The sequence below is a fragment of the Micromonospora sp. DSM 43699 genome (assembly GCF_055517075.1).
The window spans coordinates 1-17,323 of record NZ_JBTMMT010000095.1 but is presented as its reverse complement, the minus strand read 5'-3'; the positions used below and the strand labels follow the sequence as shown (position 1 = coordinate 17,323).

Annotated in this window: 21 protein-coding genes; 17 read left to right on the top strand and 4 right to left on the bottom strand. The window is 73.5% G+C overall.

Annotation, left to right across the window (positions count from 1 at the left end; genetic code table 11):
* Positions 1–86: 86 nt before the first annotated feature.
* The 5 genes from AC0AIB_RS29005 (at position 87) to tatC (ending at position 3,873) form a co-directional block, all read left to right on the top strand.
* Positions 87–1,085 carry a helix-turn-helix transcriptional regulator gene (locus AC0AIB_RS29005; RefSeq protein ID WP_328346561.1) on the top strand — a complete coding sequence of 333 codons (999 nt, stop codon included), beginning with the start codon at positions 87–89 and terminating at the stop codon, positions 1,083–1,085.
* Positions 1,082–2,089, top strand: a complete 1,008-nt coding sequence (locus AC0AIB_RS29000) for a helix-turn-helix transcriptional regulator (RefSeq protein WP_328346563.1) — start codon at positions 1,082–1,084, stop codon at positions 2,087–2,089. Before AC0AIB_RS29005 ends, AC0AIB_RS29000 begins: the two co-directional genes overlap by 4 nt.
* A 10-nt stretch (positions 2,090–2,099) precedes the next feature.
* On the top strand, positions 2,100–2,348 hold the full coding sequence (locus AC0AIB_RS28995; RefSeq protein WP_328346565.1) for a hypothetical protein: 249 nt from the start codon (positions 2,100–2,102) through the stop codon (positions 2,346–2,348).
* Between the two features lie 214 nt (positions 2,349–2,562).
* On the top strand, positions 2,563–2,901 hold the full coding sequence (gene tatA, locus AC0AIB_RS28990; protein WP_328346567.1) for a Sec-independent protein translocase subunit TatA: 339 nt from the start codon (positions 2,563–2,565) through the stop codon (positions 2,899–2,901).
* Between the two features lie 18 nt (positions 2,902–2,919).
* On the top strand, positions 2,920–3,873 hold the full coding sequence (tatC, locus tag AC0AIB_RS28985) for a twin-arginine translocase subunit TatC (RefSeq protein WP_328346569.1): 954 nt from the start codon (positions 2,920–2,922) through the stop codon (positions 3,871–3,873).
* A gap of 128 nt (positions 3,874–4,001) precedes the next feature.
* On the opposite strand, the gene AC0AIB_RS28980 is transcribed toward tatC, so the two are convergent.
* Complete coding sequence (locus AC0AIB_RS28980; RefSeq protein ID WP_328346571.1) at positions 4,002–4,400, bottom strand: winged helix-turn-helix transcriptional regulator; 399 nt, start codon at positions 4,398–4,400, stop codon at positions 4,002–4,004.
* Positions 4,401–4,519: 119 nt separating this feature from the next.
* Here AC0AIB_RS28980 and AC0AIB_RS28975 point away from each other — a divergent pair, with 119 nt between their 5' ends.
* Positions 4,520–5,368 (top strand): SDR family oxidoreductase, encoded by an 849-nt coding sequence (locus AC0AIB_RS28975; protein ID WP_328346573.1) that lies wholly within the window; start codon positions 4,520–4,522, stop codon positions 5,366–5,368.
* Between the two features lie 76 nt (positions 5,369–5,444).
* On the top strand, positions 5,445–6,011 hold the full coding sequence (locus tag AC0AIB_RS28970; RefSeq protein WP_328346574.1) for an RNA 2'-phosphotransferase: 567 nt from the start codon (positions 5,445–5,447) through the stop codon (positions 6,009–6,011).
* Here AC0AIB_RS28970 and AC0AIB_RS28965 read toward each other — a convergent pair.
* Positions 5,947–6,918 (bottom strand): NAD(P)H-binding protein, encoded by a 972-nt coding sequence (locus tag AC0AIB_RS28965; RefSeq protein ID WP_465097872.1) that lies wholly within the window; start codon positions 6,916–6,918, stop codon positions 5,947–5,949. The two genes, AC0AIB_RS28970 and AC0AIB_RS28965, sit on opposite strands and share 65 nt — an antisense overlap.
* Positions 6,919–6,981: 63 nt before the next feature.
* On the opposite strand from AC0AIB_RS28965, the gene AC0AIB_RS28960 reads away from it, so the two are divergent.
* Both AC0AIB_RS28960 and AC0AIB_RS28955 read left to right on the top strand, forming a co-directional pair.
* Entirely contained in the window at positions 6,982–7,596 is a 615-nt protein-coding gene (locus AC0AIB_RS28960; RefSeq protein WP_328346578.1) for a TetR/AcrR family transcriptional regulator, read from the top strand.
* 221 nt (positions 7,597–7,817) lie between these two features.
* Positions 7,818–8,528: a GAF and ANTAR domain-containing protein gene (locus AC0AIB_RS28955; RefSeq protein WP_328346580.1), complete on the top strand. Its 711-nt coding sequence runs from the start codon at positions 7,818–7,820 to the stop codon at positions 8,526–8,528.
* 10 nt (positions 8,529–8,538) lie between these two features.
* On the opposite strand, the gene AC0AIB_RS28950 is transcribed toward AC0AIB_RS28955, so the two are convergent.
* Positions 8,539–9,270, bottom strand: coding sequence for a GAF and ANTAR domain-containing protein (locus AC0AIB_RS28950; RefSeq protein ID WP_328346582.1), 732 nt, complete (start codon positions 9,268–9,270; stop codon positions 8,539–8,541).
* 291 nt (positions 9,271–9,561) lie between these two features.
* On the opposite strand from AC0AIB_RS28950, the gene AC0AIB_RS28945 reads away from it, so the two are divergent.
* From AC0AIB_RS28945 to AC0AIB_RS28915, 7 genes are all read left to right on the top strand, one after another.
* Entirely contained in the window at positions 9,562–10,194 is a 633-nt protein-coding gene (locus tag AC0AIB_RS28945) for an SGNH/GDSL hydrolase family protein (RefSeq protein ID WP_465097871.1), read from the top strand.
* Between the two features lie 292 nt (positions 10,195–10,486).
* Positions 10,487–10,789, top strand: a complete 303-nt coding sequence (locus AC0AIB_RS28940) for an urease subunit gamma (protein WP_328346586.1) — start codon at positions 10,487–10,489, stop codon at positions 10,787–10,789.
* Complete coding sequence (locus tag AC0AIB_RS28935) at positions 10,786–11,172, top strand: urease subunit beta (protein WP_328346588.1); 387 nt, start codon at positions 10,786–10,788, stop codon at positions 11,170–11,172. Before AC0AIB_RS28940 ends, AC0AIB_RS28935 begins: the two co-directional genes overlap by 4 nt.
* Complete coding sequence (locus tag AC0AIB_RS28930) at positions 11,169–12,872, top strand: urease subunit alpha (protein ID WP_465097870.1); 1,704 nt, start codon at positions 11,169–11,171, stop codon at positions 12,870–12,872. The genes AC0AIB_RS28935 and AC0AIB_RS28930 overlap by 4 nt, the downstream gene beginning before the upstream one ends.
* Positions 12,872–13,555: an urease accessory protein UreF gene (locus AC0AIB_RS28925; RefSeq protein ID WP_328346592.1), complete on the top strand. Its 684-nt coding sequence runs from the start codon at positions 12,872–12,874 to the stop codon at positions 13,553–13,555. The genes AC0AIB_RS28930 and AC0AIB_RS28925 overlap by 1 nt, the downstream gene beginning before the upstream one ends.
* Positions 13,545–14,282: an urease accessory protein UreG gene (ureG, locus tag AC0AIB_RS28920; RefSeq protein ID WP_328346594.1), complete on the top strand. Its 738-nt coding sequence runs from the start codon at positions 13,545–13,547 to the stop codon at positions 14,280–14,282. Before AC0AIB_RS28925 ends, ureG begins: the two co-directional genes overlap by 11 nt.
* Positions 14,282–15,166, top strand: a complete 885-nt coding sequence (locus AC0AIB_RS28915; protein WP_328346597.1) for an urease accessory protein UreD — start codon at positions 14,282–14,284, stop codon at positions 15,164–15,166. Before ureG ends, AC0AIB_RS28915 begins: the two co-directional genes overlap by 1 nt.
* A gap of 23 nt (positions 15,167–15,189) precedes the next feature.
* Here AC0AIB_RS28915 and AC0AIB_RS28910 read toward each other — a convergent pair whose 3' ends face one another.
* Positions 15,190–15,630: a MarR family winged helix-turn-helix transcriptional regulator gene (locus tag AC0AIB_RS28910; protein WP_328346599.1), complete on the bottom strand. Its 441-nt coding sequence runs from the start codon at positions 15,628–15,630 to the stop codon at positions 15,190–15,192.
* A gap of 314 nt (positions 15,631–15,944) precedes the next feature.
* Here AC0AIB_RS28910 and AC0AIB_RS28905 point away from each other — a divergent pair, with 314 nt between their 5' ends.
* Positions 15,945–16,985: a substrate-binding domain-containing protein gene (locus tag AC0AIB_RS28905; RefSeq protein ID WP_328346601.1), complete on the top strand. Its 1,041-nt coding sequence runs from the start codon at positions 15,945–15,947 to the stop codon at positions 16,983–16,985.
* The last annotated feature ends 338 nt before the right edge of the window (positions 16,986–17,323 follow it).

Genomic DNA, 17,323 nt, shown 5'->3' with positions numbered 1-17,323 from the left:
GGGTGCGTGGTGGGGTGGGGGTGGTGGGGACGCCGGGGTGCGGCGTGGGTGCACGGGTTTACGGGCCGGGCTGCTAGCGTTCACCCGTGTCGCGGAGTCGTACCGAACGCCTGGTCAACCTGGTGATCTGTCTGCTGTCCACCAGGCGGTTCCTGACCGCCGCGCAGATCGCCGCGACGGTGCCCGGCTACGAGCACGATCCGGAGGACGCCAAGGAGCACGAGGCGTTCCAGCGTAAGTTCGAGCGGGACAAGGCCGAACTGCGCGAGCTGGGGGTGCCGTTGGAGACCGGGACGGCAAGCGTCTTCGACGCCGAGCCCGGTTACCGGATCGCCCACCGGGAGTACGCCCTGCCCGACATCCCGCTCGCACCGGACGAGGCCGCCGCGGTGGGCATCGCCGCCCGGTTGTGGCAGCACGCCGGGCTGGCCGCCGCCGCCTCCTCCGGGCTGGCCAAGCTGCGCGCGGCCGGGGTGGACGTCGACCCGCAGGCCACCCTGGGGCTGGAACCGATGGTCACCGTCGACCCGTCGTTCGCCCCGCTCACCGCCGCCGCCCGGGACCGCCGCGAGGTCACCTTCGACTACCGGGTGCCGGACCGGGACGCCCCGACCCGCCGCCGGTTGCAGCCGTGGGGGGTGGTCTGCTGGCGGGGTCGCTGGTATGTCGTCGGGCACGACCGGGACCGCGCGGCGACCCGCTGCTTCCGGCTCTCCCGGGTGGTCGGCGTGGTCCGGGCCACCGGTGCGCCGGGCGCCTACGACCCGCCCCCGGGGCTCGACCTGATCAGCCATGTCGCCCGCTGGTCCGGGCCGGTCGAGCGGACCGGCCGGGCCACCGTGCTGGCCGTCGCCGGCCGGGCCGCCGGTCTGCGCCGGTGGGCCGTGCAGAGCGTGCCCGGTCCGGACGGCGACCACCTGGTGCTGCCGTACGCCGATCCGGAGTCGCTGGCCGGCCAGCTCGTCGGCTACGGCCCGGACGTCCGGGTGCTGGAACCACCCGAGGTGCGGGACGCGGTGATCCAACGGCTCAAGGAGATCGCCGCCCGGCACGACGAGCTGGCCGTGGCCGGTGGTGCCCGATGACCCGCCCCGCCGCCCGCAGCGGCTCCCGTACCTCGGCCGACCGGCTGGCCCGGCTGCTGAACCTGGTGCCCTACCTGCTGGCCCGGCCGGGCATCGAGGTCGCCGAGGCCGCCGGTGACCTGGGTGTCACCGAACGGCAGCTACGCGAGGACCTGGAGCTGCTCTGGGTCTGCGGCCTGCCCGGCTACGGCCCGGGTGACCTGATCGACATGGCCTTCGACGGTGACCGGGTGACGATCACCTACGACGCCGGCATCGACCGGCCGCTGCGGCTCACCCCGGACGAGGCGTTGGCACTGGTGGTGGCGCTGCGGATGCTCGCCGAGACGCCGGGGGTGGCCAACCGGGAGGCGGTCGAGCGGGCCCTCGCCAAGATCGAGAACGCGGCCGGTGACCTGGTCGGTGCCCCGGTGGCGGTCCGGCTGCCCGGTGAGGGTCGACGGGAGCAGGAGCTGCGGGCCGCGGTGGAACGCCGTCGGGCGCTGCGGATCACCTACTACACCGCTGCCCGGGACGAGAGCACCGACCGCACCATCGACCCGCTGCGGATGCTGATGGTCGACGGCCGGGCGTACGTCGAAGCGTGGTGCCGCCGGGCCGAGGCGGTGCGGTTGTTCCGGGCCGACCGGATCGACGCGGTGGTCGAGCTGGACGAGCCGGCCGTGGTGCCGCCGCAGGCCCGACCGCACGACCTGCGCCAGGGGATCTTCCGCCCCGCCCCGGACCTGCCGCTGATCACGCTGCGGATCGGCCGGGGGGAACGGTGGATCACCGAGTACTACCCGTGCGAGCGGGTCGAGGTCGACGGCGACCGGTGGGTGGTGTCGCTGCGGGTGACCGATCTCGGCTGGGCCCGCCGCTTCGTGCTCGGGCTGGGGCCGGACGTCACGGTGGTCGCCCCGGCCGAGCTGGCCACCCAGGTACGCGCCCAGGCCGCCGCCGCGCTGGAGGCGTACGCCACCCCGGTCTCGGCCGGCCCGGTGGGCCCGGTGCACGCCCGGTAGGCTGACCGCCGTGGTGAAGTGGATCGTTCTCGCGGTGCTGCTGTTCGCGCTTGTCGTGTTGGCCCTGGCGGTCCGTCCGGTGCTGGTGCGGCTGCCCCGGTTGCGCCGGGCTGCGGTGGCGTTGCAGCGCCGCCAGGCCGACGCGGAGGTGTTGCGGCACAGCGCCGAGGCGTTGCAGGAGCGGGCCGAGGCGCTCCAGCGGCAGACCGGGACGACCCAGCAGCGACTGGAAGTGATCAAGGCCAAGCGCGGGAAGTGATCGACACCGGTCGGTGCACCGCGCGTCCGCTGCGCGCCCGACGTCCGGTTCCCGCAGCTCTGCACCCGTCCAGGTGGTTGACGGGACAGTCAGCGGTGGTCGAGACTTCACCGGCCGGACCGCATCAGCGGTGGCCCGGCGGGTGGCAGTGGCCCGTCACGCACGTACGATGGGCTTCGACACACCCCTCGACACAGAGCGACTGGAGCTTCCCATGGGTGCCCTCAAGCCGTGGCACATCGCCGTACTCGTGGTCGTGCTGATCCTGCTCTTCGGCGCGAAGCGGCTTCCCGACGCGGCCCGTTCGCTCGGCCGTTCGCTGCGGATCATCAAGGCAGAGACCAAGAGCCTGGCCGACGACGACCGCGACCTGGCCGAGAAGGCCGACGCGCAGTCCGGCTACCAGCCGCTGCCGCCCCAGCAGCCGGTGCAGCAGCAGCCGTACGCCCAGCCCCAGCAGCCGTACGCCCAGCCGCAGTACGCCCCGCAGCAGGCTCCGCAGCAGCCGGTCGCCCCGCCGGTCGACCCGGTGCAGCGCGTCCGCGACAACTGACCGAAGGGCCCGATCACCGTGGCCTTCGCGCTCCGTAAACGCGGCCCCAGCACCTTCGAACGGGCCTCCGACGGCTCCATGACCCTCATGGAGCACATCCGCGAGCTGCGGAACCGACTGTTCCGCGCCTCGCTGGCGATCGTGGTGGGCTTCGGGCTGGGCATCTGGCTGGCCGGCCCGGTGCTGCACCTGCTCCAGCAGCCCTACTGCGACCTGCCCAAGGCCCGGCTGGCCAACGGGCTGTGCAACTTCGTCCAGCTCGGTCCGGCCGACCTGTTCCTGCTCCAACTGAAGGTGGGGCTCTGGGTCGGCCTGATCGTCGCCGCCCCGGTCTGGCTCTACCAGCTCTGGGCGTTCATCGCCCCCGGCCTGCACCGGCACGAGCGGCGCTACGCGTACATCTTCACCGCGCTCGCCGCGCCGCTGTTCGCCGCCGGTGCGGTGCTTGCCTACTTCGTCACCTCCAAGGGTCTGGAGTTCCTGCTCAACGTCTCCGGCGGCGGGGACATCACCACCACCCTGGACATCACCCGCTACATCTCGTTCATCACCAACCTGATCCTGTTGTTCGGGGTGGCGTTCGAGTTCCCGCTGCTGGTGCTGATGCTCAACTTCGTCGGGTTGGCCAGCGCCCGGAAGCTGTTGAGCTGGTGGCGGGTGGCGATCTTCGTGTTCTTCGCCTTCTCCGCAGTGGTGACGCCCACTCCCGACCCGTTCGGGATGACCGCGCTGGCGCTCTGCCTCTCCGCGCTCTACTTCGCCGCGGTCGGGGTGGCGTTCCTCAACGACAGGCGTAAGGGCCGGGGCAAGGCGTCCTACGCCGGGCTGAGCGACGACGAGGTGTCACCGTTGGAGCTGGACGACGATCCGGTGGTGGCCACTCCGGAGCTGGAGCTGTCCGAGCCGGTGGGCGTCTCCGAGCCGGTGGCCCCGCCCCGACCGATCGACCGTCGTTTCGACGACATGACCTGATCACTGCTGGTTCCGTACCATCCGACGCCGCTCCCGCCCTGCCGGGAGCGGCGTCGTGCGTCCCGCCCCGGGGGCGACACCTTTCCGGGGGAACGTGGGGGCGGCAGGGGCGGCCCTCTCTCCGCCTCCTACCGACGGGTGGGCTGCCCGGCGGTGGTGGGCGGCCGGTGGGGGAGATCGGCGTCGTAGCGGAGTCGGGCGGCCTGCACCTCGGCCAGGTGGGTGGTGGCCCAGGACTCCAGGCCGGAGACGAGGTCGAGCAGGCTGCGGCCCAGCTTGGTGAGGGCGTAGTCGACCCGGGGCGGCACACTGGCGTGCACCGTGCGGGTGACCAGGCCGTCGCGTTCCAACCCGCGCAGGGTCTGGGTGAGCATCTTCTGGCTGATTCCGTCGATGCGCTCGGCCAACTCGCCGTAGCGCCGGTCGCCGGCGGCGAGAGTCAGCACGACGAGCACGCTCCACCGGTCGCCGATCCGGTCGAGGACCTGTCTGCTGCCGCAGTCGCGGTGGAACGGGTCGGGGTGCATCACTTCACTCTCTTTCGGTGCGTCACAAACTTCAAGGTGCCTACTCTCCGAAGGGAAGTATTGCTGATGGCCTGCGTGTTGACCACTACGACAACAGCACCCACCCGAAGGAGAACGCGATGTCCGTCGTCGTCACCGGGGCCACCGGCCACCTGGGCCGCCTGATCGTCGAGTCCCTGCTGCGTCGGGGCGTACCCGCCGGGCGGATCGTGGCGCTGGGGCGGGACGTGGGCCGACTCCGCGACCTCGCCGACCGGGGCGTCACGGTCCGGGCGGCCGACTACACCGACCGCGACTCGCTGCGCGCCGCCTTCGCCGACGCCGAGCAGCTGATGTTCGTCTCCGGCAGCGAGGTCGGCCAGCGGGTGCCCCAGCACCGCAACGTGATCACCGCGGCCCGCGAGGCCGGTGTCGGGCTGGTCGTCTACACCAGCATCGCCCACGCCGACACCTCCGACCTGCTGCTGGCAGCCGAACACCGGGTCACCGAGGAGGAGTTGGGTGCCTCCGGCCTGCCGTACGTGCTGCTGCGCAACAGCTGGTACCTGGAGAACTACACCGGCCAACTGGCCGGCTACCTGGAGCACGGGGTCGCCGGGTCGGCCGGCGACGGTCGGGTCAGCGCCGCCACCCGGGCCGACTACGCCGAGGCCGCCGCCGAGGTGCTCACCACCGAAGGACACGCCGGCCGGGTCTACGAGCTGGGCGGCGAGGCGTTCACCCTGACCGAGTTGGCCGCCGAGGTGTCCCACCAGAGTGGACAGGAGGTGCGCTACACCGACCTGCCGGTGCCGGCGTACACCGCGCTGCTGGTCTCGGCCGGGCTGCCCGAGCCGTACGCCGCGATCCTGGCCGACGCCGACCGGGGCCTCGCCCGGGGCGCGCTGTACGTCCCCGTCGAGGACCTGGAGAAGCTGCTTGGTCGTCGGCCCACCACCCTCGCCGAGGCGCTCCGCGCCGCCCGCTGAACCCGACCGGGGAACACGGAGGCGGGGCGGGATAACCGGTGGAGGCACACCACCGGCCCACCCGACAATGCTCGACATGGATCACCAGACGCTGGTGCGGGTCAGCAAGCGGATCTCGCTGGCCCTGCGCCACCAGCCCGCCCGATTCGGCCTCACCCCCGACCCGGGCGGGTGGGTGCCCGTGGTCGATCTGCTGGCGGCCGTCCGGATCGACCGGGCCGATCTCGACGCCGTCGTCAGCGGCAACGACAAGCAGCGCTTCGCGGTGACCCGGGACGCCGACGGGGTCGAGCGGATCCGGGCCAGCCAGGGTCACTCGTACCCGGTCGACCTGGGGCTGACCGCCGAACCGCCACCCGCCCGGCTCTTCCACGGCACCGGGGACGCCGCGCTCGACTCGATCCGGGCCACCGGGCTGCACCGGGGCGGACGGCACCACGTACACCTGTCGCCGGACGTGGCGACGGCCCGGCGGGTCGGGGCCCGGCGGGGCGGCGCGGTGGTGGTGCTGACCGTCGACGCGGCGGCGATGGCCCGCGACGGGCACGCCTTCTACCGCAGCGCCAACGGGGTGTGGCTCACCGACGCGGTGCCGCCGGCCTATCTGACCTGGCCACCGACGGACCCGGGGGCGTCCCGGTGAACGACGTGGCGTGGTCGGTGGCCCACTGGTGGAAGGTCCGCGCCGGCCTGCCGAGCAGCTCGGACACCGTCGAGGTGACGTGTGCCGGGCGGCCCGTCGCGGCGTTCCAGGCGGCCAGGAGCATGTCCACCGCCGGCCGGGCGGCTTGCGGGCTCTGCTGCCGGAACTCGTCGGGCGGCAGCTCCTCGAACGTCAGCCGGCGGCCCAGCGCGTCGCCGAGGATGCGTACCTGTTCGGCCTGGGTGAGCGAATCGGGGCCGGTCAGGACGTAGTCGCCGCCGACGTGTCCGTCCTCGCGCAGGGTCCGCGCGACGACCTCGGCCACGTCCCGGTCGTCGACCGGGGCGGTCTCGGCCGCGCCGTGGGGCCACCGGACCACGCCGTCGCCACGGACCGCGGTGGCCCACCAGGACAGGGCGTTCGACGCGAACATCCCCGGCCGGACGATCGTCGAGTCGAGGCCGGTGGCCGCGATGAGCCGCTCGATCTCGGCGTGCAGCGCCGCCATCGGGTTCGGCTGCTGGAAGAACGGGTGCGGGGTGCGGTGCGGGGCGGACAGGTGGACGACCCGCCGGGCGTGGGCGGCCAGCCGGTCGACGACGGCCGCTGCGGTCTGTGGCGGAGCGGTCCAGACCAGGAGGACCGTGCTGACGCCGGCCAGCGCGGCGTCGAGCGACCCGGGCACGGTGAGATCGCCGGTGACGATCTCGACGGTGCCGGGCAGCTCCGCGGCAGACTCGGCCCGGCGCACCAGGGCGCGGACCGGTACGCCCGCGTCGGTCAGCAGGTCGGTCACGGCGCGGCCGACGCGGCCGGTCGCCCCGGTGACGAGTATCGGGGGCTCCCCCGGTGGTGTCGGTAGCTCTGCCGGTGTCGACCGGGTGCGTGGGGTGTCGATTCGTGCCATGGTCGCCATCTTTTCGTTACCGAGTTAAAAAGGCAACCAGGTAATAACTGTTACCGTGGCGGAGTGAACGAACCGGTCGGACTGCGTGCCCGCAAGAAGGCGCGGACCCGGGACGCGCTCGCCGACGTGGCGATCTCGCTGTTCCTGTCGCGCGGATTCGACCAGGTGTCGGTCGCCGACGTCGCCGCGACGGCCGAGGTGTCGAAACCGACCCTGTTCCGCTACTTCGCCACCAAAGAGGACCTGATCCTGCATCGCTTCGCCGACCACCAGGGCGAGGCGGCCCGGGTGGTCCGCGATCGACCTCCCGGGATGCCGCCGATGGTGGCGCTGCACCGGCACTTCCGGGCCGGGCTCGATCGCTTCGAGCCGGTCACCGGCCTCAACGACCATCCCGAGGTGGTGGCGTTCCACCGACTGGTGTTCACCACCCCCAGCCTGGCGGGACGGCTCCTGCGATACCTGAACGACGACGAGGACGCCCTGTCCGCCGTCCTCGACCCGGGTGTCCGGGGCCGACTGCTGGCCGCCCAGGTGATCGCGGTGCAACGTGTGCTGGCCCGGACCAACTGGCAGAAGATCGCCGACGGGCGGACCGCAGAGGAGGTGCGGCCCGAGGCGGTCGCCGACGCGGACCTGGCCTTCGCCCCACTGTGCCACTCCACGGGCGGCCCCTAGCCCACCGCGTCCACCCGGACACCGGGCAGCGCCGCCGGGCGGGTGCTCCGGCCGGCTCCCCGCGCCGGCGGGGTATGGTGCGATTGTCGTGCCAGACGGGGTGGCCGGGTGAGCGGGTGGGGTGTCGGCCCACCACATCGGCCGGGGTCGACGCCGCCGACGCCGCCACGCGTCCCCGCCACCCGCCGTACGAGGGACGCCCGCCGGGAAGGAACCGCGCGATGGCACCGCTCCCGCTGACCCCGTACGACGCACTGGCCGAACTCGGCCGCATCCGACTCGACGAGGTCGGCGTGGACGAGGTGTTACGGGTGATCGCCGACCTGGCCCGGGACAGCCTACGCGGGGTGACCGAGGTGTCGGTGACCCTGCTGCGCGGCGGCACGCCGCAGAGCGTCGCCGTCACCGGCGCCGTCGCCCTGCTGCTCGACGAGTGGCAGTACCGGCAGGGCCACGGGCCGTGCCTGGACGCCTCCATCACCGGCGACACCCTTGTCGTGTCCGACACCGCCACCGAGGAACGGTGGCCGGCCTGGGCGGCCCGGGCCGCCGACGCGGGCATCGGCAGCACGCTCGCCAGCGGCCTGCCGATCCAGGAGGCGGTGGTCGGCGCCCTCAACCTCTACGGGCCCACCGCGCACTCGTTCGACACCGAGACGGTGGATCTGGCCCGGACCTTCGCCGCGTACGCCGCGGTGGCCCTGGCCAACGCCCATCTCTATTCCAGTGCCACCACACTGGCCGGACAGATGCGGGCGGCGATGGAGAGCCGGGCGGTGATCGAGCAGGCGAAGGGCATCATCATGGGCCAGCGCCGGTGCACGGCCGACGAGGCCTTCGGCATCCTCGCCAAGCTCTCCCAGGACACCAACCGCCGGCTACGGGACGTCGCCGCCGCCCTGGTCGGCCGGGCCACCGCGGGTACCCGCTGAACCCCGCGCCTCAGCGGTCGGCAGCGGTGGGCTGACCGGGCACCGGCCGGACGACCTGCTGCACGAGGGCCTCCGCCACGTCCCGCAGCTTGCGGTTGGAATTCTGGGAGACCCGGGCCAGCATGGCGAACGCCTCGTCGGCCGTGCACCGGCGCTGGCCCATGATGATGCCCTTCGCCTGCTCGATCACCGCCCGGTTGCGCATTGCTGTCTGCATCTGCTCGGCCAGGGTGGCGGTGCTGTCGTACAGGTGGGCGTTGGCCAGGGCCACCGCGGCGTGGCCGGCGAACGTCCGGGCCGACTCGGCCACCCGGCCGAAGGCGTCCGGCCGGGTGCCGTAGAGGTTCAGCGCGCCGACCACCGCCTCCTGGATCGGCAGGCCGATCGACATCGAGGAGCACACCCCCGCGGCGTGCGCCAGTGCCGCCCACTCCGGCCAGCGCCGCTCCTCGGTCATGTCCGCGACGATCAGCACGGCGCCGGTGGTGGCCGCGTCCAGGCACGGGCCGCGACCCTGCTCGTACTGCCACCGGTCGAGTCGGAGCGCCAGGTCACCGGTGTGGGCCGCGGTGTTCGCCTCGGTGCCGTGCACCAGGGTGACCGTGACTTCGGCGGCCCCCGGGAGGCTGGCCCGGGCCAGCTCGGTGATCCGGGTCAGGACGGCGTCGAGGTCCATCTCGTCGTGGCGGATGGACCCCAACCGGAGAACAGCCTCGGTGAGGTCGAGCGGTGACTGCGGCATGCGTCTGACGTCCTTGCGAACCGGCGCGAACCCGCCGGCGACGCCGGCAGCGCGTGACGATCGGTCCGTGCCGGGGGCCGCGGGGTGCGGCTCCGCCAGGACGGACCGTGGACCGCGCCGCTGCTTGACGCTCGCTCGCGACACCCCGTGGGGCGTCGAATGCGGAGCACCACTGTACCGGTCGACAGGCGGCGGCACACGGCGGACACCACCGCAGCGTCGACTTACCGGTGGTGTCCGGGCCGGACACCGGGGGATGATGACGTCCGACGACGACAGGGGAGTGGACGGATGACAGTGGAGATACCGCGTGGCGGTCGGGTGCTGTTCATCGGCGACAGCATCACCGACGCCGGGCGTGACCGGGCCGACGAGGCCGACCTGGGGGTGGGCTGGGCGATGATGGCCGCCGCCTGGTTCACCGCGCGGCACCCGGGCCACCGGGCGACCTTCCGCAACCGGGGCGTCGGCGGTGACCGGGTACGGGACCTGCGGGCCCGCTGGACGGACGACTGCCTGGCGCTGGCCCCGCAGGTGGTGTCGGTGCTGATCGGGATCAACGACACCTGGCGGCGGTACAGCAGCGGCGAGGTCACCACGGTCGAGGAGTTCACCACCGACTACCGGCACCTGCTGGCCACCACCCGGGACGCGCTGCCCGACGTGCGGCTGGTGCTGATGGAACCCTTCCTCATCCCCGTCGACGACCTCCAGCGGCGCTGGCGCGACGACCTGGACCCGAAGGTCGACGTGGTACGCAAGCTGGCCGCCGAGTTCGACGCGACGCTTGTCGCCGTGGACGCGTTGTTCGGCTCCGCCGACGCCGACGACCGGGTGTGGACCGACGACGGGGTGCACCTGACTGCGTCCGGGCACGCGGTGCTGGCCCAGCAGTGGCTGGCGGCGGTCACCCCGGCCAGCTGAGGTCGTACCGCACCGGGGGAGGCCGTGTCCCGGGCCGGCTCACCGGCCGGGCCGGCGTTGCCACGGCCCGGGTGATCCTCTACGGTCGGTGCAGCGGTTGGCGGTGCGGTCCTTCCCAACCCCCACCGCCGAGCGGCCTCGTGGCGGGCCGGGGCCGGTGGGGCCCCGGAGTGCCCCGCCGGTGGCCCGACGGCGGTCCCGTGTGTCCTCCTGCCCCCTCGTCGGTCCGCGCCCCTGCGCGCGTTCGGAGTCGGTACGGTGGGAAACACGCCGAGCCGCCCCGGGAGATCCCGTGTTCCTCACACCCCACGAGCAGGACCGCCTGCTCGTCCACGTCGCCGCGGACGTCGCCCGCCGACGACGCGAGCGCGGACTGCGCCTCAACTATCCCGAAGCCGTCGCCATGATCACCGCCTTCCTGCTGGAGGGTGCCCGGGACGGCCGGACGGTCACCGACCTGATGGTCGCCGGCCGCACCGTGCTCAGCCGCGACGACGTGCTCGACGGAATCCCCGAGATGCTGGGGGAGGTGCAGGTGGAGGCGACGTTCCCGGACGGCACCAAGCTGGTGACGGTGCACCACCCGATCCCGTGATCCCCGGGGAGATCCTGCCCGGCGACGGGCCGGTCGAGATCAACGTGGGTCGTCCGGTGACCACCCTGCTGGTGGTCAACACCGCCGACCGGCCGATCCAGGTCGGCTCGCACTACCACTTCGCCGAGACCAACCCGGGGCTGCGCTTCGACCGTTGCGCCGCGTACGGCCAGCGGCTCGCCGTACCGGCGGGGACGTCGGTGCGGTTCGAGCCGGGGGTCAGTCGTACCGTCGACCTGGTGCCGCTGGGCGGGGCGCGGATCGTGCCGGGGCTGCGCGGCGAGGTCGCCGGCCCGCTCGACCGGGAACCGGGCCCGCCCTTCGGGGAGCCCGACCCACCCGCCGGCAGGTCCGGCCCGGGTTCCGGGGAGGCCGGCCGGTGAGCACCGTGGACCGGCGACGCTACGCCGACCTGTACGGCCCGACCACAGGCGACCGGATCCGGCTGGCCGACACCGACCTGCTGATCGAGGTGGAGGTCGACCACTGCGTCGGCGGGGACGAGGCGGTCTTCGGCGGTGGCAAGGTGATCCGCGAGTCGATGGGCCAGTCCCGGGCCACCCGGGCCGAGGGCGCCCTGGACACGGTGATCACCGGCGCGGTGGTGCTGGACCACTGGGGGGTGGTGAAGGCCGACGTCGGCCTGCGCGACGGGCGGATCGTGGCGCTGGGCCGGGCCGGCAACCCGGACACCATGCCCGGCGTGCACCCCGATCTGGTGATCGGACCGTCGACCGAGGTGATCGCGGGCAACGGGCGGATCCTCACCGCCGGGGCGGTGGACACCCACGTGCACTTCATCTGCCCGCAGCTCGTCACCGAGGCGCTGACCTCGGGGATCACCACCCTGGTCGGTGGGGGCACCGGCCCGGCCGAGGGCACCCGGGCCACCACCGTCACCCCCAACGCCTGGCACCTGGCCCGGATGCACGAGGCGCTCGACACCTTCCCGGTGAACGTGCTGCTGCTGGGCAAGGGCAACACGGTCTCCACCGAGGCGCTGTGGGAGCAGTTGCGGGCCGGCGCGGGCGGGTTCAAGCTGCACGAGGACTGGGGGACCACCCCGGCGGCGATCGACGCCTGCCTGCGGGTCGCCGACGCGTCCGGGGTGCAGGTCTCCATCCACACCGACACCCTCAACGAGGCCGGCTTCGTGGCCGACACGCTGCGCGCCATCGCCGGTCGGGCGATCCACTCGTACCACACCGAGGGGGCGGGGGGTGGGCACGCGCCGGACATCATCACGGTGGCCGGGGAGCCGAACGTGCTGCCGTCGTCGACGAACCCGACCCGCCCGTACACCCGCAACACCCTCGCCGAGCATCTCGACATGCTGATGGTCTGCCACCACCTCAACCCGTCGGTGCCGGAGGACCTGGCCTTCGCGGAGAGCCGGATCCGACCGTCCACGATGGCCGCCGAGGATCTGCTGCACGACCTCGGCGCGATATCCATCATCGGCTCCGACTCGCAGGCGATGGGGCGGGTCGGCGAGGTGATCACCCGGACCTGGCAGAGCGCGCACGTGATGAAGCGACGGGTGGGCGCGCTGCCCGGCGACGGCCCGGCCGACAACCACCGGGCCCGCCGCTACGTGGCGAAATACACCATCTGCGCGGCGATGGCCAACGGGCTGGAGCGGGAGATCGGCTCGGTGGAGCCCGGCAAGCTCGCCGACCTGGTGCTCTGGGACCCGGCGTTCTTCGGCGTCCGGCCGCACCTGGTGATCAAGGGCGGGATGATCGCGTACGCGCAGATGGGCGACGCGAACGCCTCCATCCCCACCCCGCAGCCGATGCTGCCGAGGCCGATGTTCGGCGCGTACGGCGTGGTGCCGGCCGCGACCAGCGTGGCGTTCGTGGCGCCGGCCGCGCTGGAGGCCGGCCTGCGGCTGGACGTGCGCCGCCCGCTGGTCCCGGTGGCCGACGTGCGGTCGCGGGGCAAGGCCGACCTGCCGGAGAACGGTGCGCTGCCGCGCATCGAGGTCGATCCGGACACCTTCACCGTCCGGATCGACGGGGTGGTGGTCGACCCGGAGCCGGTCTCCGAGCTGCCCATGGCACAGCGGTACCACCTGTTCTGATGATCCCGTCGAGCATGGTGCTGCTGCTGGCCGACGGCAGGTTCCCCGCCGGGGCGCACGCCCACTCCGGTGGTCTGGAGGCGGCGGTGGCGGCCGGCCTGGTCACCGATCCGGCCACCCTGGCCGAGTTCCTGCGCGGCCGGCTGGCCACCGGCGGGCTGGTCACCGCCGCGTTCGCGGTGGCGGCGCACCGGGCCGCCGGCACGGCCGACCGGCGGGCCGCACTGGCCCGGCTGGACGCCGAGCTGGATGCCCGTACCGCCTCCCCGGCACTGCGGACGGTCTCCCGTCGGCAGGGCCGGGCCCTGCTGCGGGCCGGGCGGGAGCTCTGGCCCGCCGGCGGCTTCGACGCCCTGCCCGTCGGCCCGCCCGGGCCGCACCAGCCGCTGGTGCTCGGCCTGGTCGCCGCCGCCGCCGGCCTCGACCCGGTCGCGGTGGCCACCATCGCCGCGTACGGGTCGATGACCGGCCCGGCCAGCGCGGCGGTGCGGCTGCTCGGCCTCGACCCGTACCGGGTGCACGCGGTGTTGGCGGCGCTGGCCGTCGACTGTGACGCCACGGCGTCCCGTGCGGTCGCCACCGCCGACGACCCACCCGAGCGGTTGCCGGCTCCGGCCGCACCGCTCACCGATGTCCACGCCGAAGTCCACACCACCTGGGAGGTGCGTCTCTTTGCGTCCTGAAACCGTATCGAAGACTCCGCACGCGCAGATTCCGCACGACGAGACCGTGCCGCACAGTCATCCGGAGCCGGGGGTCGACCCGCACGCCCCGCTGCCGGCCACCGCCCGCCCGCTGCGGGTGGGCATCGGTGGGCCGGTCGGCTCGGGCAAGACCGCCCTGGTCGCGGCCCTGTGCCGGGCCTTCGCCGGTGAACTGCGCCTGGGCGTGGTGACCAACGACATCTACACCACCGAGGACGCCGACTTCCTGCGCCGGGCCGGGGTGCTCGACCCGGCGCGGATCCGGGCGGTGGAGACCGGCTGCTGCCCGCACACCGCGATCCGTGACGACATCGGCGCCAACCTGGACGCCATCGACGAGCTTGTCGACGGCGTCGGCCCGCTGGACCTGGTGCTGGTGGAGAGCGGTGGGGACAACCTCACCGCCACCTTCAGTCGAGGGTTGGTCGACCGGCAGATCTTCGTGGTCGACGTCGCCGGCGGCGACAAGGTGCCCCGCAAGGGCGGCCCCGGGGTGACCTCCGCCGACCTGCTGGTCATCAACAAGACCGACCTGGCGCCGATGGTCGGCGCCGACCTGTCGGTGATGGACCGCGACGCCCGCGCCCGGCGCGGAGACCTGCCGACGGTCTTCCTGTCCATCGTGGCCGACCCGGTGGCAGCCCTCGTGGCGGACTGGGTCCGCCACGAGTTGGCCCACCACCGTGGCCAGCTGGTCGTCGGCTGATGCGCGCGGTCGCCCGGCTGGTGGCCGTGGCCGACGGTCGGGGCGGCACCGTGCTGCGCGAGCTGCGGGGCGAGTCACCGCTGCTGCTGCGGCAGGCCACCGCCGAGGCCGGCGTCGCCACGGTGTACGTCGTCGGCGGGGCGGCCGGCCCGTTGGCCGGTGACGACCTGCGACTGACGATCGAGGTGGGGCCGGGGGCGGCGGTGCGGGTGCGTACCGTCGCCGCCTCGGTGGCCCTGCCCGGTCGGGCCGGGGCAGTCTCCCGGATGCGGGTGGAGGCGGTGGTGCACGCCGCCGGCGCCCTGCACTGGTTGCCGGAGCAGTTGGTGGCGGCGGCCGGCTGCCACCATGTCGCCGAGTCCCGGGTGGAGCTGGCCGACGGGGCCCGGTTGAGCTGGCGCGAGGAGCTGGTCTGCGGCCGGTACGACGAACCCGCCGGTGACGTCGTCGTGGCCAGCTCGGTCGACTACGCAGGTCGACCGCTGCTGCGGCAGTCCCTGGCGGTCGGTCCGACGGCACCCGGCTGGGCCGGGGCGGCGGTGCTGGGCGGTGCGACGGCGACCGGCTCGCTGCTGGTGGTCGACCCGGACTCCCGCCCCGGCCCGGCCATGGCGGACGCGGGCGGCGGCAATGCCCAGGGTCGGGTCCTCCAGACCCGTCCGGGCGAGCTGGCCGCCTGGCTGCCGCTGACCGGGGGCCCCGCGGCCCTGCTCACCGCCACCGCCGCCGATGCGCACGGCCTGCGCGTCCTGCTCAGTGCCACCGCCGAGGGCGGTGCCGGCCCCGTCGCGGGCGCGGCGGTGGCAGGCCCGCTGCCCACCACCACCATGACGACCGGCCGCCCGGGGAGCACCGCGCGGGTGGACGCCGTCGGCCAGCGCTGAGCTGTGGCCGCGGGGCCGGCCGGTCAGCCGGCCGCGACCGGGTGCCGGCGCGGGTCGAGCCGGGCGGCCAGGTCGACGAGCTGACCGGTCAACGCCACGTCGTCGAGGATCCCGGCCAGCTCGGCCCGGACCAGGGCGTCGACGCGGTCCTGTTCGCGGCGGCCCCGGGGGGTGAGGTAGGCCCGGATGCGTCGCCTGTCGAACGGGTCGATCCGGCGGTGGACCAGGTTCTGGTCGACGAGCTGGTCGACGAGCTTCGTCAGGGTGCCCGGTGGCAACGACTCCTCGGTGGAGACCTCGCTCATCGGGTGCCCCTGCCCGTCGGCGAGACGGCACAGCACCCGCCACGCCTCGACGGTGAGCCCCTCGGTGGCGAGCACCGCGCCGACCCGCCGGGCGAGCAGCCGTTCGGCGCGGGTGAGCGCACGCATCAGGTCGACGGGCGTGGCGGGAACGTCGGCCATGTCTCTCCCCGGTCGGTGGGTTGCCATGTTACCGAAGCGTCCCGGTTTCCGGCCGGGTCTGGTGGCCCACCAGGGTTGCCGGCAATCATGTCAGCATGTCCGTGCCGGTGCCGCGCCCCCGCGGTGTGCCGGAGTCGGTCTCCCACGGTGTGCCGGAGTCGCGTCCCCGCGGTGTGCCGGAGACGCGTCCCCGCGGTGTGCCGGAGTCGACTTCCCACGGTGTCCCGGAGACGCGTCCCCGCGGTGTGCCGGAGCCGTTTCCCCGGTCGGGCGGCGCGGCCGGCCCAGTGCCCTGGCTGACCGTCGACCGGTCGGTGGTCAGTGTCGCACTGGTCTTCCCGATGCGCGGGCCGGCGGGCATGTTCGGCCCCACCTGCGAGCTGTGTGCCCAGTTGGCGGTGGAGGAGGTCAACCGGGCCGGTGGGGTGCTCGGCCGGGAGCTGCGGCTGGTGCCTGTCGACGGTGGGGCGCCACCGGCGCAGGTGGCCGCCGAGGTGGAGGCACTTGTGTCGACCGGTGCGGTGCAGGGGGTCACGGGTTGGCACATCTCCTCGGTCCGGCAGGCGGTGGCACCCCGGATCGCGCACCGGGTGCCGTACGTCTACACCGCCCTGTACGAGGGCGGGGAGCGTACCGAGGGGGTCTTCCTGACCAGCGAGACGCCCGACGCCCAGCTCCGGCCGGCGATGCGGCTGCTCGCCCAGGAGCAGGGCGTACGCCGCTGGTACGTGGTGGGCAACGACTACGTCTGGCCGCGCCGCACCGCGCGGGCCGCCCAGCGCTACGCCCGTGACAGCGGGGCGTCGGTGTGCGGGCGGGCGTTCCTGCCGCTGGGCACCGAGGACTTCGGCCCGGTGCTGCGCCAGGTCGAGCGTGCCGAGGCCGACGGGGTGCTGATGCTGCTGGTGGGCGCGGACGCGGTCCGGTTCAACCGGGCCTTCGGCCGGTCCGCCCTGGATCAGCGATGTCTGCGGCTGAGCACCCTGATGGACGAGAACATGCTGTTGGCCAGCGGGGTCGGCGGCACCCGCCGGTTGTTCAGCACGGCCGGGTTCTTCGCCGGCCTGGTCACCCGGGAGAACCTGGACTTCCACGGCGCGTTCGCCAGCCGGTTCGGGGTGGAGGCGCCGCCGCTGGGCAGCCTGGGGGAGTCCTGCTACGAGGGGGTGATGCTGCTCGCCGCCCTGATCGCGCAGGCCCGCACCCTGGACGTGCGGGCGATCGGCGCGTCGGCCGACGCGGTCACCTACCACGGCCCCCGAGGCGAGCTGCACCTGCGCCACCGCCACGTCCGCCAACGCATCTACCTGGCCGAAGCCGACGGCCTAGATTTCACCGTCCTCTCCGAACTCTGACCCACCCCACCCCACCCCACCGCCCCGCCCACCCCTGCTCCGGTGATCAAGAGATTTACGTCACCTCCGCACAGAATATTGACCTATACCTCTTGATCACCCACCTCAACCCACCGCCGCAGCCGGGACGGCCTGCATCCGGCTCGGTGATCAAGAGGTTTGCGTCAGGTTCGACTCCCCTTCTGACGTAATCCTCTTGATCACCCAAGACCACCGCCGCCGGGGTGGGGTGATCAAGGGGTTTACGTCGTCCGGCGGTCGGCTGGTGACGTAAACCTCTTGATCACCGTCGAGGGTGGAGCGGGTGGAGCGGGTGGAGCGAGTGGGGTGGGTGGGGT